Source organism: Bradyrhizobium sp. Mp27 (assembly GCF_029953005.1).
Classification (GTDB): Bacteria; Pseudomonadota; Alphaproteobacteria; order Rhizobiales; family Xanthobacteraceae; genus Bradyrhizobium; species Bradyrhizobium barranii.
Map to the genome: position 1 here is coordinate 91,464 of NZ_JASAUS010000004.1, position 14,971 is coordinate 106,434.

Here is a 14,971-nt window from a genome sequence, read left to right on the forward strand (position 1 = left end):
GAGCGTTGGCTTACTGCACGCGGGGCAGCACTTCGAACTGATGGAAGGGCGGCGGCGAAGGCAGCGTCCATTCCAGCGTGGTCGCGCCGGCACCCCACGGATTGGCGCCGGCCGGCACCTTCTTCGCGAAGGCGTCGAACACGCAGTAGAGGAAGATCAGCACGCCGAAGCCGGAGATGTAGGAGCCGACCGAGGAGACCAGGTTCCAGCCGGCGAACGCGTCGGGATAGTCGACGTAGCGGCGCGGCATGCCCGACAGGCCGAGGAAGTGCTGCGGGAAGAATACAAGGTTCACACCGATGAAGGTGACCCAGAAGTGCGCCTTCGCCAGCGTCTCATTGTACATGTAGCCCGACATCTTCGGGAACCAGTAGTACCAGCCGGCAAAGATCCCGAAGACCGCACCGAGCGACAGCACGTAGTGGAAGTGCGCGACGACGTAGTAGGTCTCCTGGAGCACGCGGTCGACGCCGGCATTCGCCAGCACGACGCCGGTGACACCGCCGACAGTGAACAGGAAGATGAAGCCGACCGCCCAGATCATCGGGGCACGAAACTCGATCGAGCCGCCCCACATCGTGGCGATCCACGAGAAGATCTTCACGCCGGTCGGAACCGCGATGACCATGGTCGCGGCGACGAAATAGGCCTGCGTCGCCGAGGACATGCCGACCGTGTACATGTGGTGCGCCCACACCACGAAGCCGATGCCGCCGATCGCCACCATGGCGTAGGCCATGCCGAGATAGCCGAACACGGGCTTGCGCGAGAAGGTCGAGACGATCTGGCTGACCATGCCGAAGGCGGGCAGGATCAGGATGTACACCTCGGGGTGACCGAAGAACCAGAACAGATGCTGGAACAGCACGGGGTCGCCGCCGCCGTCGGGCGCGAAGAACGTCGTGCCGAAATTACGGTCGGTGAGCAGCATGGTGATCGCACCGGCGAGCACCGGCAGCGACAACAGCAGCAGGAACACCGTCACCAGGATCGACCACACGAACAGCGGCATCTTGTGCAGGGTCATGCCCGGCGCGCGCATGTTGAAGATCGTGGTGATGAAGTTGATGGCGCCGAGGATCGACGAGGCGCCCGCCAGATGCAGCGACAGGATCGCGAAGTCGACGGCCGGACCCGGATGGCCCGAGCTCGACAGCGGCACATACATGGTCCAGCCGGCGCCGACGCCGTTGGCACCCGGCTCGCCCTCGACGAAGGTCGACATCAGCAGCAGCGCGAAGGAGGCCGGCAGCAGCCAGAACGAGATGTTGTTCATGCGCGGGAACGCCATGTCGGGCGCGCCGATCATCAGCGGCACGAACCAGTTGCCGAAGCCGCCGATCATCGCGGGCATGACCATGAAGAAGATCATGATCAGGCCGTGAGAGGTCACGAACACATTATAGGTGTGCGTCTCGTGGAAGATCTGCACGCCCGGATACATCAGCTCGGCACGGATCGCGATCGACATCGCGGCACCGATCACGCCGGCGATGACCGCGAAGATCAGGTACATCGTACCGATGTCCTTGTGGTTGGTCGAATAGACGTAGCGCCGCCATCCGGTCGGATGGGCGTGCTCGTCATGTCCGTGGTCTTGCGCGTGATCGCCGTGTGTCGCTGCGCTCGTTGCCATTTTCAAATCCTGCCTTGCGTCCCGTTCGGACCTTGTGCGGTCCCACCCTTTATGTCGCTTTCAGTCCCCTCGAGCCGTCGCCCGGCGCTTACTGCGTCGGGCCGGCCGCGGAGGCGAAAGTGCTGGTGCCGCCGCTCGCATATTTCTTCTTCGCCGTTTCGACCCAGGAGGCGAAGTCCTTGTCCTCCACGACGCGAATCGCGATCGGCATGAAGGCGTGGTCCTTGCCGCAGAGCTCCGAGCACTGGCCGTAGAACATGCCGGTCTTGGTGGCCTTGAACCAGGTCTCGTTCAGCCGCCCCGGAATGGCGTCGATCTTGACGCCGAAAGCCGGCAGCGCAAAGGCGTGGATGACGTCCGCGCCGGTGACCTGGACACGAACCACCTTGTTGACCGGCACCACCATCTCGTTGTCGACGCCGAGCAGACGGGGCTGCTTGTCCTGGGCCATCAGCGAGTCGAACTCGAACTTGCCGTTATCAGGGTAGGCATAGGACCAGTACCACTGCTTGCCGGTGGCCTTGATGGTCAAATCCGCCTTCGGCACGTCGAGCTCGAGGAACAGCAGGCGGAACGACGGCACCGAGATACCAACCAGGATCAGCACCGGAACGAGCGTCCAGGCCACCTCGATCAGCGTGTTGTGCGTGGTCCGCGACGGCACCGGATTGGCCTTCGCGTTGAACTTCATGACCACGATCACCAGCAGCGCCAGAACGAACAGCGTGATCAGCGTGATCAGCACGAACAGGAAATTGTGGAACCAGACGATGTTGTCCATCACCGGGGAGGCGGATTGCTGAAGCGTCCACTCCCACGGCGCCGGTTGCCCGAGCTCAGCGGCGAATGTCGCACCGCCCGTCGCCAGCGTCAGACCCGCCACGGCCAATCCCAGCAAGTGCCGGCCCACATGGCCCATCGACATCCTCATGCCGTTCGCGCTCCCCTAACGAAATCACCCCAAGTGCATCCCCCTATTTCCGGGAAACGCTTATTCGATCCGCCCGTCTGACAAACCGCCGCGCAAGAATACCTCTAAGAGGAATTGGGGCCAGATCGCTAGAACGCCGAAATCAAGCCTCTCAAACCATAATTCTTGATCTATCGCAATGCAGTCTTGAGCCCCGTCTGTCAGCCATCACCCGCAAGATATTTCCTAGTAACATCAGAGAAAAATACCGTTTCCCGGGATGCCGCGGCTTGACAGCGGAATTGCCCGCGGTAGGCACTGGCAGACAGCCGCGCAGGAACCTGATTCGTGCGGGCGATGGCGGTGTGGGCGGCGCGGAATTTGCTTGCGAATCGCCTTCAAGACGCCGTCATTCCCGTATCAGTCCGCCAGGCGTGAGCGACCCAGGCGAGCAGAGGGACCGACCCGATGGGGTTTTCGAGAAGCATGGCAAGGCAGGCGAGCGGCCTCACGATGCTGGCCGCCCTCTTGGCTGCGGTCGTCGTCATGGCGCTGCCGGGCCTCGCCCATGCGCAGGGCGCGGTGCGCTCCGTCCATGGCGACTGGCAGATCCGCTGCGACACCCCGCCCGGCGCCCAGACCGAGCAATGCGCCCTGATCCAGAGCGTGGTGGCCGAAGACCGCTCCAATGCCGGCCTCACCGTGATCGTGCTCAAGACCGCCGACCAGAAGAGCCGGCTGATGCGGGTGGTCGCCCCGCTCGGCGTACTGCTGCCCTCCGGCCTCGGGCTGAAGCTCGACAACCAGGACGTCGGCCGCGCCGGCTTCGTCCGCTGCCTGCCCAATGGCTGCGTCGCCGAGGTCGTGATGGACGACAAGCTGCTCGGCCAGCTGCGCACCGCCAAGACCGCGACCTTCATCATCTTCGAGACCCCGGAAGAAGGCATCGGCTTCCCGCTCAGCCTGAACGGGCTCGGCGAGGGCTATGACAAGCTGCCGTAGGCTGGCAGGCGCGTCCGCGCGCGGCGAATCCTATCGTTTCGTAATGTGGCACCTGGCACCCTCGCGGAACCGCCGGGAAACCATTATCTTGCCCTACATCTTCCGATAATGGACGGACGCATGACCAATCCAGCCACAACCTCCCTGCTCGACCGCGCCAATCTCGACCGCGATCAGGTTCGCAACGAGGTCGCACGCGGCCTTGCCGGTGCCGACGACGGCGAATTGTTCCTGGAATACAGCCAGACCGAAGCGCTGATGTTCGACAATGGGCGGCTGAAGCAGGCGACCTATGACACCTCGCAGGGCTTTGGCCTGCGCGCCGTCAAGGACGACGCGGTCGGCTATGCCCATTCCTCCGACGTGTCGCTGCCGGCGCTGATTCGCGCCGCCGACGCGGTCGCCGCCGTGCGCGGCGGCTATTCCGGCAGCTTCGCGGCGCCGCCGGCGCATACCAACGTGCGGCTTTATAGCGACGACAATCCGCTGGATGCGCCGGGCTTCGAGACCAAGGTGAAGCTGCTCGCCGAGATCGACGCTTACTTACGCGACAAGGATCCGCGGGTGCGGCAGGTCAGCGTCAGCCTGGGCGCGACCTGGCAGGTCGTCGAGATCCTGCGGCCCGACGGCGAGAGCTATCGCGACATTCGCCCGCTGGTGCGCGTCAACGTCTCCGTCGTCGCCGGTCAGGGCGACCGCCAGGAGAGCGGCAGCAAGGGTTATGGCGGCCGCGCCGGCTACGCCGAATTCATCGAAAGCAAGAACTGGCGCGACGCCGCCGACGGCGCGCTGCGCGAAGCCCTGGTCAATCTGGAATCGATCCCCGCCCCCGCCGGCGAAATGGACGTCGTGCTTGGGGCCGGCTGGCCCGGCGTAATGCTGCATGAAGCGGTCGGTCACGGCCTCGAAGGCGATTTCAACCGCAAGAAGACGTCGGCCTTTGCCGGCCTGATGGGCCAGCAGGTCGCGGCCAAGGGCGTCACCGTAGTCGACGACGGCACTATTGCCTCGCGCCGCGGCTCGCTGTCGATCGACGACGAGGGCACGCCGACCAACCGCACCGTGCTGATCGAGGACGGCATTCTGGTCGGCTACATGCAGGACCGCCAGAACGCGCGCCTGATGAACATGAAGCCGACCGGCAACGGCCGCCGCCAGGGCTACGCCCATGTGCCGATGCCGCGCATGACCAACACCTACATGCTCGCGGGCGACCGCGATCCGGCCGAGATCCTCGCGTCCGTGAAGAACGGCGTCTTCGCCGCGAATTTCGGCGGCGGCCAGGTCGACATCACCTCGGGCAAATACGTGTTTCAGTGCACCGAGGCCTACAAGATCGAGAACGGCAAGATTGGCGCGCCGCTGAAGGGCGCCATGCTGATCGGCAACGGGCCGACCGATTTGCATCGCATCCGCATGATCGGCAACGATCTCGCGCTGGATACCGGCATCGGCACCTGCGGCAAGAATGGTCAGGGCGTGCCCGTCGGCGTCGGCCAGCCGTCGCTTCTGATGGAACGTATTACAGTAGGTGGAACGGGCGCATGAGCGTTGAGAAGGTAACTGTCCCCGCCAAGCGGAAGAGCAGCGGCTGGGCTGGTCAGCTGATGCAGCTCGCCGGCATCGTCGCCGCCGTGTTCATCGCCAAGGGCGCGCTCGCCGAGCCGTTCTACGTGCCGTCGGGTTCGATGGAGCCGACGCTCCTGATCGGCGACGCCCTGCTCGCCTCGAAATTCCCCTATGGGTACGGCACCTCGTCGCTGCCGATCCAGATCAACCTGCCCGAAAGCGGCCGCGTCTTCGCGGAGACGCCGAAGCAGGGCGACGTCGTCGTGTTCCGCTGGCCCGGCGATCGCTCGCAGGCCTGGGTCAAGCGCGTCGTAGGTCTGCCCGGCGACCGCATCCAGATGCGGCAGGGCCAGCTCTTCATCAACGACCGTCCCGCCGAGCTGAAGCCGGATGGTGTTGGCGCCGCCGAGGACGACAATGGCGGCAGCGAGCCCGCCTACCGCTATGTCGAGACGCTGCCGAACGGCGTGTCGCATCTGATCTTCAAGATGCGCGACAACGGCCCGCTCGACAACACGCCTGAAGTGACGGTGCCGCCCGGCCACCTCTTCGTGCTCGGCGATAACCGCGACAATTCCGCCGACAGCCGCGTGCCCCTGCGCTCCGGCGGCGTTGGCCTGCTGCCGATCGACAATCTGGTCGGACGCGCGGATGCCGTGCTCGGCTCCTGGGATCTCGGCATGCGCGGCCAGCCGGTGTGGACCTGGCTCTCCGGCTTCCGGCTCGCGCGGTTCTTCACCGCCGTGCACTGAGCTGGTCCCAAGGTCTTGATCAAATGACCTTCGACGACGTCAGAAAATTTGCGCTGACGTGGCCGGAGGTCGAGGACGGCACATCCTACGGCACGCCCGCGCTGAAAGTGCGCAAGAAGATGCTGGCGCGGCTGAAGGAGGACGGCGACAGCCTTGTCATGCCCGACGTTCCGATCGACGAGCGCGCCATGCTGGTCGAGAGCCAGCCAAAAATCTTCTACTTCACCGATCACTATTCCGACTATCCGATCGTGCTGATCCGCCTGTCGAAGGCCAAGCGCGCGATCGTCGAGCCGTTCCTGCGGCGGCGCTGGCGCGGCCTCGCCTCGAAGACGGCGCGAGCGGCGTACGATGCCAGTGCGTGAATAGTGGCCGCGGATGAGCTGCGTAGGGTGGGCAAAGCGAAGCGTGCCCACCATTCGCAAACGGAGCCGCGGAAAAAATGGTGGGCACGGCGCTACGCGCCCTTGCCGCACCCTACGAACTCCGTTGGATCACGCCGCCTTCGCCTGCACGTTGTCGCAGAACTCCGCGAGCCGATCCGCCAGCCGCAGCGTTGCGGGGCTGGCACCGGGCGAGGCCATCAGCGCCACTTCGGTCCGGTTGATCGGCTCAAATCCGTCCTTCGCCGTCAGCACGCGGTGGTCGGACTGGATCGACATCTCCGACAGGATGCTTAAGCCCATGCCGGCTGCGACCGCAGCCTGGATGCCCGCGAGACTCGATGACGAGTAAGACATGTGCCAGGCGCGGCCCGCGCTTTCCAGCGCGTGGATGGCGCCGGCGCGATAGAGGCAGCCAGTCGGAAAGCCGATCAGCGGCACCGACGACGCATTGACGTCGACCGGATGGCTCTTGCTGGTGACCCAGTGCACCCGCTCCGGCCACACCGCGATGGCGCCTTTCGCGCCGGCCTCGCGCTTGAACAGCGCCAGGTCGAGCTCGCCGCGTTCGAGGTCGCGGGACAGGTTCTTGCTCTGGTCGGCGCGCACATCCATTCGCAGACCCGGATGTGAGCGCGAGAAGGCGCCGAGCAGTTTTGCCAGCCGGTACGCCGCAAAATCCTCGGGGATGCCGAGCCGGATCGCGCCCTCGCTGTCGGGTTCGCGCAGAACGTCGCGCGCCTCCTCGGCGAGCGTGAGCAGCCGCCGCGCATAGGACAGCAACCGCTCGCCGGCCTCGGTGGGGCGCACGTCCTTGCCGTCACGGTGCAAGAGCACCTGGCCGACGTCCTCCTCCAGCCGCTTGATCTGCTGGCTGACGGTCGATTGCGTGCGGTGGACGCGCTCGCCGGCGCGAGTGAAGCCGCCGGCCTCGACCACCGAGACGAAGCTGCGCAGGAGCTCCAGGTCGAGCATGGCCGCCTCCATTCGAAAATCCACTGATCGGAAGTTAATCATTTAATTTCCAAATGACAAGCCGTCTCCCTAGATCGAGGGCTCAGGAGAATGCCCTCATGTCGCTCGCCACCTCGCTTCCTGCAGCCCCCAGCCGGTTCAACACGCTGCCGCTCGTCATCGGACTGTTTTGCCTGCTCTGGAGCTACGCCTTCGTCGCCGGCAAGATCGGCGTCACCCATTGCCCGCCGCTGATCCTCCTCGCCGCGCGCTTCTCGCTCGCCGGCATTTTGATCCTCGGTGCGACGCTGATCCGCGGCGATGGCTGGTCATTGTCCTGGCGCGATGCCGCGATCTTTGCCGTGCTCGGCATCGCCAACAACGCGCTCTATCTCGGGCTCGGCTACACCGGCCTGCAATCGGTCTCTGCTGGCCTCGGCGGCCTGATCGTGTCGGCCAATCCGGTATTCACGGCGGCGCTCGCCGCGTTGCTGCTTGGTGAAGGCATGACCTGGCGCAAGGCGGGCGGTCTCCTGCTCGGCATCGTCGGCGTGACCCTGATCGTCTGGCATCGCCTGTCGGTCGGCACCGACTCCCTGCACGGCATCGTCTTCACCCTGGCCTCGCTCGCCTCCATCGTCGCCGGCACGATCCTGTTCAAGCTGCTCGCGCCGAAGGGAAGCCTGTGGATCGGCAACGGCGTGCAGAACCTCGCCGCCGGCATCGTGCTGACGCCGGTCGCGTTCACCTTCGCCGACGTCCACGCAATCGATTTCACCCCGGGCCTGGTCGGCGCCTTCGCGTTCCTCGTGCTCGGCGGCTCGATCCTCGCCTACTGGCTCTGGTTTCATCTCCTGAAAGTGTGTGGCGCAACGGCTGCGAGCGCCTATCATTTCCTGATGCCGCCGCTCGGCATGCTGTTCGCCTACATCGCGCTCGGTGAGCATGTCGAGGCCCGCGACCTGCTCGGCATCATCCCGGTCGCGCTCGGAATTTACCTGGTGACGCGCCCCGCAAAGCCCGTCGCGTAAGAGGAGTTTTCTGATGCCCATTTCCATCACCCTGATCGGCGGCCCTACCGCGCTGATCGAGATCGACGGCTTCCGCCTGCTCACCGATCCGACCTTCGATGCGCCCGGCGCCTACCAGCTGCCGCATGTGACGCTGGAGAAGACGATCGGTCCCGCCGTGAGGCCCGACGCGATCGGCCCGGTCGATGCCGTCCTGCTCAGCCACGACCAGCACTCGGACAATCTCGACAATTCCGGCCGCGCGTTTCTCAAACACGCAAAGCGCGTGCTGACGACCGAGGCCGGCGCCAAACGCCTGGGCGGCCATGTCGAGGGCCTCGCGCCCTGGGCGACCTCGCATCTGAAGGACCGTGACGGCAACACGCTGACGATCACCGCGACGCCGGCGCGCCACGGCCCCGCCGGCATCGAGCCGCTGTCGGGCGACGTCATCGGCTTCGTGGTGTCCTCGAGCCGGACGGACACGAGCGACGTCTACATCAGCGGCGACACCACCTGGTTCGACGGCGTCGCCGAGGTCGCGCGCCGCTTCAAATGCGGCGTGGTGCTGCCATTCGCGGGCGCGGCGCAAACCCGCGGGCCGTTCCACCTCACCATGGACACCAACGACACCATCGAGACGGCGCGCGCATTTCCGGATGCGATGATCGTCCCGCTGCATACCGAGGGCTGGGCGCATTTCCGCCAGAACAGCGAGGATCTGCGCAAGACCTTTGATGTGCTCGGCTTCGGCACCCGGTTGCGATTGCTGGTGCCGGGCGTGCCGACGGTGGTTGAGGCGCCGTGAGCCTCAGCTGTCGCGCGCTTCTCTTCGTCATGGCCGGGCTTGACCCGGCCATCCACGTCTTTGTCGCCGCACTTGAGAACGTGGATGCCCGGGACAAGCCCGGGCATGACGGCGAGTGAGTGGCTTGTGTGACGAGCTTCAATCCTTCCGAAACACGATCGACGCCATCCAGCCCGTCATCAGCGCCATCGCGGCCGTCGCGAGACCGTAGATCAGCCCGTGCTGCCGCGCACTGGTGGCGACGAACTGCTCGAAACCGACTTTGACGATCTCGAACGCGGTCTCGGTCTTGGTGACCAACGCGCCATTGGCGAACAATTTGATTTCCACCTCATAGGTGCCGATCGGCACCTCCTCCGGCAGGGGAATGCCGGTACGGAACAGCGTCGGTGTCAGGAACGTCACCGCGCTCGGGTCCTCGCGATAGAGACCTTTCTGGGTTCGCAGGCGGATGAAGGCCGAGCGGAACGCATCGTTCGGCACCACGTCGGCATAGTCGCCGCTGACCCGTTGGGTCAGCAGCACGTTGTTGAGCCCGATCTGCTGCCGCCGCGCGATCTCGGGCGAGGTGATGATATCGAAGGGGCGGTTGGCGAACAGTGCGAGATAGCTCGGCACCGCCAGGAACTGCCGGTAATCGGTGTTGATCCAGATCCCGAAGGTGCGCTCCTTGCGCCGCGTCACCATGTCGGCGCGCGGGCCCATCACGGTGACGACGAGATCGTAGCTCTTGCGGTCCGCAGGCGTGGTGGCGTCCTTCTCGACCGAGCCGAACAGCACCAGTTCCTCGCCGGAATAGTTCGGCGTCACCGTGACACGATGGTTGGAGACCGACACGATCAGTCGCTCGGCACGCGCGACCGAGCCGAGCAGCAGGACGAGAAGGACCGCGAGAGCTGCGCGCATCATCCGCTCACTCCCAATTCACGGATGGTGAAGAGATCCTCGGGCCGGATCACCAGCTCGATGGCGAAGCGGACGCCGACCGACAGGATCAGCAGGCCCAGCAACAGCCGCAGCTGCTCACCGCGGATCTTCTGACCGGCGCGGGCGCCGAACTGCGCGCCGGTGACGCCGCCGACCATCAAGATCAGCGCCAGCACCGCGTCGACGAGGTGATTGGTCACCGCATGCAGCAAGGTCGCGAACAGCATCGTGACCAGCGTCAGGACCATCGAGGTCCCGATCACGGTCGAGGTCGGCACCCGCAGCAGATAGATCATGATCGGCACCAGGATGAAGCCGCCACCGATGCCCATGATGGCGCCGATGAAGCCGATCACGATGCCGACGATCACGACGGGGATGACCGAGAGATAGATCTTCGAGCGCTTGAACCGCATTTTCAGCGGCAGGCCGTGGATCCAGTTGTGCGTGCGCCGTGGCGGCACCGCGCCGCGACGGGTCCGCATCAGGGCGCGCAGGCCCTCGGAGAACATCAGGCTGCCGACGGTGGTGAGCAGCACCACATAGGACAACGCGATCATCAGATCGAGCTGGCCGAGCGCGCGAAGCTGCGTGAAGGTCCAGACCCCGAGCGCCGTGCCGGTGACGCCGCCGCATAACAACACACTCGCCAGTGCCGGGTCGATCGCACGCCGCCGCCAGTAGGACAGCGCGCCGGAAAAGGAGGAGGCCGCGATGTGGCTCGCAACGGAGGCGACCGCGACTGCCGGCGTGATCCCGATGAAGATCAGGAGCGGCGTCATCAGGAAGCCGCCGCCGATCCCGAACATGCCGGAGACGAAGCCGACCGCCGCGCCCATCGCCAGCACCAGGAAGATGTTGACCGGCAGATCGGCGATCGGGAGATAGAGCTGCATCGAAGGACCACACTCCGGCGAAATGGATCGATTGCGCGGGAATGCTCGCCGGACGGTCGGAACGATTGCCGCGCCCCTCAATAGCGGAATTCGTTGTCGGGCGGGACCATGAATTTAGGGCGTGGTGAACGCGGCACGCGAGCTGTCTCCCCTCACCCTGAGGAGCCTGCGCAGCAGGCGTCTCGAAGGGCGAGGCCCGGATCGGTGGTGGGGGCCTGCATGGTTCTCGCGGCGATGCGAAGCATCGTCCGCTACGCGCGCCAAGGCGCGCTCCTCACCATGAGGAGTGAGCGTGCGCTCTAGTGCGCCGCCGAGGCCGCGCGCTTGGTCGCGACCTGCTTCGGCGCGGGCTTCGCGTTCGCCTGCGGCGCGCTGTCCCAGCCGCCGTTCGGGGCGGGAACGTTGACGGCGTCGTCGGGCTGCGGCTCGGCGCTGAACGTCTGGATCGCGAGCTTGGCGGCGGCGAGCGACTGCGGATCGAGCCGCTTGGCGACGTCGTCGCGCTTGCCGGCTGCGTCCGCATCGCCCTGCCCGGCCGCAAGAGTGAACCATTTGTAGGATTCGGCGAGGTTCTGCTCCACACCGATGCCGCGGGCATAGAGGATGCCGAGGTTGAACTGACTGTCGGCGACGCCGCGATCGGCGGCCTTGCGGAACCACTGCGCCGCGCTCTTGTAATTGGCGCCGCGTCCGCCGCCGTCGGCGTCGAGCACGGCGAGATTGTGCATCGCCTTGGCGTTGCCGCGCTCGGCGGCCTGCGTGTAGTAGCGGCGGGCGATGTCGGCGTCCTTCTTCACCCCGAGGCCCTTCTCGTAGAGCGTGCCGAGACGGAAGGTCGCGGGCACCACGCCGGCCTGCGCCGCGCGGTCGTACCATTTGGCGGCTTCATCGTAATTCGCAGCAACGCCCTTGCCCTCGGCAAAGCGCACGCCGATCTCGTAGGCTGCGGTCGCATCGCCCTTCATCGCGGCGGTGCGCAGCACCGGACCGCCGATGCCGTCAGGGAGCTTCTCGCTCGGCGGCACCTGGATCATGCCGAGCTTCGCGCGGCTCGCGCCCGACAGCGCGCCGGTGACGTCGTTGCTAGCCGCAGGCGGTGGTGGCGTCGCGGGGACCGGCGGGATTTCGACCGAAGCCGAGCTGCCCGCCCCTGCCACGGGAGCCGGTGCGGGATTATTCAGCGACTGCTTCCCGATCGGCGTCGGCGAGGTCATCGACGGTGTGACCTGCTCAGGCGTGGCGGGCTTGGTCTCGACCGGCGGCGGAGCCTGCGGCGCGGGCGCGGGCGACGAATTCTCCATCGCCTGCGGTGACGGCGGCGGGCTGCCGCCATCGAGCAGGTTCATCGCCATCTTGAAGGTGCCGAGCACGATCACGACCACGCTGGCGCCGACCAGCAGCGAGCGGATCTTCGAGGTGATGGTCGAGCCGCCTTCCTGGCCCTTGTCCTTGGTGCGGCCTGCGATGGCCGCCTTGGCAGCTGCCTTTGCACTTGCCTTGGCACCGCGAGCCGGCTTCTCCGGCTGCGCGGCGGCGGCCTGCGCGGCACGGCGCGCGGCCGCAATGAAGCTCGACGACGACACCGGCTCTTTCGGCGCGGCGGGGATTTCGCTGATCGCGCTTTCGGACGCGGCAATGCGCTCCGACGGCGTGGCGACGCGGCCGCCCGGCCGTGTGCCCGGCTCGAGCGGATGGTCCGGGGGCAATTCCGGTGCGAGCGCGGCGCGCGCGGGCGCCGTGTGCGGCTCGAGGATCTCGCTGATCGCACGCGGCGGAACGGGCGGTGCCGTCGTTGGCACCGGCGGCGGCGCGGCCGGCGCGGCGGCATGGAATTCGCGCGGCGCGGCGACGAAGGCGCCCTGTGGCGGCTGTTGCGCGGCGGCCGGGTTCGCCAGCTCCGGCTTCGGATCGTATTTCGGCTGCTGCTGCGGCTGCTGCCACGGCTCGCGCGCCACAGGCGCGGGCTCGATGGGCGCGGCCATCGGCATCGACATGGACGTCGAACTGGGCATCGGCTGCGGTGCGGGTGCCGGCGGCGCCGTGCGCACCGCGCGCAGATCACCCTCGATCATCGAGAGGCGATCGACGACATGGCCGAGCGCGCTGTGCACGGCCTCGAGCGAATCCTGGGTGCTGCGGTTGGTCTCGGCCTGGCTGAAGCGGATGTCGGAGAGCTCGCGCTTGACCAGATCGACCATGCCGGAATCGGCAGACGGTGCCGAATTGCGGCTCTCGGCGAGGGCGGAATAGGTCGCCTGCTGCCGCTCCAGATGCCGCAGGATGTCGTGCAGCCCGTCCTCGACGCGGCTTAGATTGCCGTTGCGCGGATCGGAGGCGGCTTCGATCCGCTCCAGCAGATACGAGACCCGCTGTTCGAGATGCGCAAAGGTCGACGCGGAATCGTTGCCGACCTGCATGCGGTCGAAACGGTCCGACAGCGCGCGGATCGCGGCTTCGAGATGCTCGCTGCTCTCGGTGGGCTGCGGCCGCTCGCGCGTTTCCAGCGCGGCGGTGAGCGCCGCGATGCGCTGCTCCAGCACGGCAAAGCTGTCGCTGGGGCCGGACGAGCGGGTGACCTGGTCGACCTTGGACGACAGCAGCTGCACGTCTTCGGAAAGACGCGCCAGGGCTTCGTTGGAGGCGACGTTGGAGACGATGCCGCGCAGCGCCGAGATCGCGCCTTCGAGCTGGCGCACCGTCGACGGGTCGTCATTGGCGCGCAGGATCAGATCGAGCTTGGCGCCGAGATTGCGGATCGCCTCGTCATAGCCGGTGAGCTGCTCGGCCGGCGTCAGCGTGCGCAGCACCTGCTTGATCTCGGACAGCGCGTGCTCGATGCCGGACAGGACCTGGCCGTCCGTCCCGGACGAGCGGGTCTCGTCGATGCGACGGTGCAGCGAGCGGATCTCGTTCTCGATCGATTCGATCGCGCGGCGCGGCATCGCCTCGGTGATGGCGTGGCGGATCTCGGCAAGCTCGCTGCGGAAAGCGTTGATTGCCTGCTCGGTGTTGTCAGGGCGCTGCAGCGACTCGATCTGGCTCGTGATCTTGAGCAAATGGCGCTCGAGCGACGAGAAATCCGGCCCCGGCTGCGGTGGCGGCGGGGCATAGGCAGGCGCGGGCGGCGCCATCGGGGGCGCGAAAGGAGCTGCCGTCGGTGCAATCGACGGTGCGGCGCGCGGCGGCATCTGCCGCGGGGTAAAGCCGTCGAGCTCGCTCTGCCGAGCCGTGATCTCGGCGACGGCAACGTCGAACGACGCGGGGCTCAAGGGCGGAGAGTTGCGATAGACCTGGGCTGCCGCGCGCTCGACCGCATCGGCCTGGCGCTGGCGTGTTTCGACGGGTGCCGGCCGCGGCGGCTGAGGCTGCTGCGGCTTTGAGATTTGCGACAGCCGCGCATCGAGCCGCGAGATCGCGTCGTTGAGCTGGCGCGCGACGCCCTGCTCGCGCGAGACGTCTGGCCGCGACGCGTCCTGTCGTGAAGCGTCCTGGCGCGATGCGGGCTTTGAAATCCGTTCGATCTGCTGGGTGATCGCATCGAGCCGCTGGTGGATGTCGGCGACGTCGCGGCTCTCCTGGCTCGGCATCTGTTGCGGGCGCTGATCCTGACGCTGCTCTTGGCGTTGATCGTAAGGTCCGCGAAAATTCGGCGGGGCCGTCTCGCCGAGCGTGGAGTTCAGCCAATCGTTGAGTGACATGCCGGCGCGACGCGCAGCAGCTTCGGCCCGCTCCCTGACGGATGGATCGATGCCGTCAACGCTCCACGATACGCGCGAATTCATGACTCTGTCCGGTCCCGACTCCGGCGCCCCACCCGGCGCCTCCAGCCTCCCCACGCGTGCCAGTTGTAAAGACAATCGGATTTGGCGCGGGTCGTCTGCCTCGAAAACCGACTTTTTCCTGTTACGGTAAATAACGGGTTAAGGAACGCGTTGCCGGTGTCTTAAAGTTGGGCGTCGGGAACCCGAGGCACGACACCCGCTAGCTGTCATCGCCCGCGAAGGCGGGCGATCCAGTACGCCGCGGCAGCTCGAATCAAGCCGCACTGTCTCGGAGTACTGGATGCCCCGCCTTCGCGGGGCATGACAGCCGGATGACTGGCAGAGACCCGACAAAGATTTCGC

General features: G+C 66.3%; 12 protein-coding genes. 6 read left to right on the forward strand and 6 right to left on the reverse strand.

Annotation, left to right across the window (positions count from 1 at the left end):
- Positions 1-10: 10 nt before the first annotated feature.
- Together ctaD and coxB are read right to left on the reverse strand one after the other, a co-directional pair.
- The gene (ctaD, locus tag QJT78_RS04445) at positions 11-1,636 is read right to left on the reverse strand and encodes a cytochrome c oxidase subunit I (protein WP_028151628.1); all 1,626 of its coding nucleotides are present in this window, start codon (positions 1,634-1,636) and stop codon (positions 11-13) included.
- 88 nt (positions 1,637-1,724) lie between these two features.
- On the reverse strand, positions 1,725-2,567 hold the full coding sequence (gene coxB / locus QJT78_RS04450) for a cytochrome c oxidase subunit II (protein WP_028151629.1): 843 nt from the start codon (positions 2,565-2,567) through the stop codon (positions 1,725-1,727).
- A 447-nt stretch (positions 2,568-3,014) separates the two neighbouring features.
- Here coxB and QJT78_RS04455 point away from each other — a divergent pair, with 447 nt between their 5' ends.
- From QJT78_RS04455 to QJT78_RS04470, 4 genes are all read left to right on the forward strand, one after another.
- Positions 3,015-3,548, forward strand: a complete 534-nt coding sequence (locus QJT78_RS04455) for an invasion associated locus B family protein (RefSeq protein WP_028151630.1) — start codon at positions 3,015-3,017, stop codon at positions 3,546-3,548.
- Positions 3,549-3,668: 120 nt separating this feature from the next.
- Entirely contained in the window at positions 3,669-5,096 is a 1,428-nt protein-coding gene (gene tldD / locus QJT78_RS04460; RefSeq protein ID WP_028151631.1) for a metalloprotease TldD, read from the forward strand.
- Positions 5,093-5,869 (forward strand): signal peptidase I, encoded by a 777-nt coding sequence (gene lepB, locus QJT78_RS04465; RefSeq protein ID WP_028151632.1) that lies wholly within the window; start codon positions 5,093-5,095, stop codon positions 5,867-5,869. The genes tldD and lepB overlap by 4 nt, the downstream gene beginning before the upstream one ends.
- A 23-nt stretch (positions 5,870-5,892) precedes the next feature.
- Positions 5,893-6,234, forward strand: coding sequence for a hypothetical protein (locus QJT78_RS04470; protein ID WP_028151633.1), 342 nt, complete (start codon positions 5,893-5,895; stop codon positions 6,232-6,234).
- A 129-nt stretch (positions 6,235-6,363) separates the two neighbouring features.
- On the opposite strand, the gene QJT78_RS04475 is transcribed toward QJT78_RS04470, so the two are convergent.
- On the reverse strand, positions 6,364-7,227 hold the full coding sequence (locus QJT78_RS04475) for a LysR family transcriptional regulator (protein WP_028151634.1): 864 nt from the start codon (positions 7,225-7,227) through the stop codon (positions 6,364-6,366).
- Positions 7,228-7,325: 98 nt separating this feature from the next.
- On the opposite strand from QJT78_RS04475, the gene QJT78_RS04480 reads away from it, so the two are divergent.
- Both QJT78_RS04480 and QJT78_RS04485 read left to right on the forward strand, forming a co-directional pair.
- Positions 7,326-8,237, forward strand: coding sequence for a DMT family transporter (locus QJT78_RS04480; RefSeq protein WP_028151635.1), 912 nt, complete (start codon positions 7,326-7,328; stop codon positions 8,235-8,237).
- Positions 8,238-8,250: 13 nt separating this feature from the next.
- On the forward strand, positions 8,251-9,024 hold the full coding sequence (locus tag QJT78_RS04485) for an MBL fold metallo-hydrolase (RefSeq protein WP_028151636.1): 774 nt from the start codon (positions 8,251-8,253) through the stop codon (positions 9,022-9,024).
- 138 nt (positions 9,025-9,162) lie between these two features.
- On the opposite strand, the gene QJT78_RS04490 is transcribed toward QJT78_RS04485, so the two are convergent.
- The 3 genes from QJT78_RS04490 to QJT78_RS04500 form a co-directional block, all read right to left on the reverse strand.
- Positions 9,163-9,933: a TIGR02186 family protein gene (locus QJT78_RS04490; protein WP_028151637.1), complete on the reverse strand. Its 771-nt coding sequence runs from the start codon at positions 9,931-9,933 to the stop codon at positions 9,163-9,165.
- Positions 9,930-10,847, reverse strand: a complete 918-nt coding sequence (locus QJT78_RS04495; RefSeq protein WP_028151638.1) for a sulfite exporter TauE/SafE family protein — start codon at positions 10,845-10,847, stop codon at positions 9,930-9,932. The genes QJT78_RS04490 and QJT78_RS04495 overlap by 4 nt, the downstream gene beginning before the upstream one ends.
- 299 nt (positions 10,848-11,146) lie before the next feature.
- Complete coding sequence (locus QJT78_RS04500; RefSeq protein WP_028151639.1) at positions 11,147-14,629, reverse strand: tetratricopeptide repeat protein; 3,483 nt, start codon at positions 14,627-14,629, stop codon at positions 11,147-11,149.
- Positions 14,630-14,971: the final 342 nt, after the last annotated feature.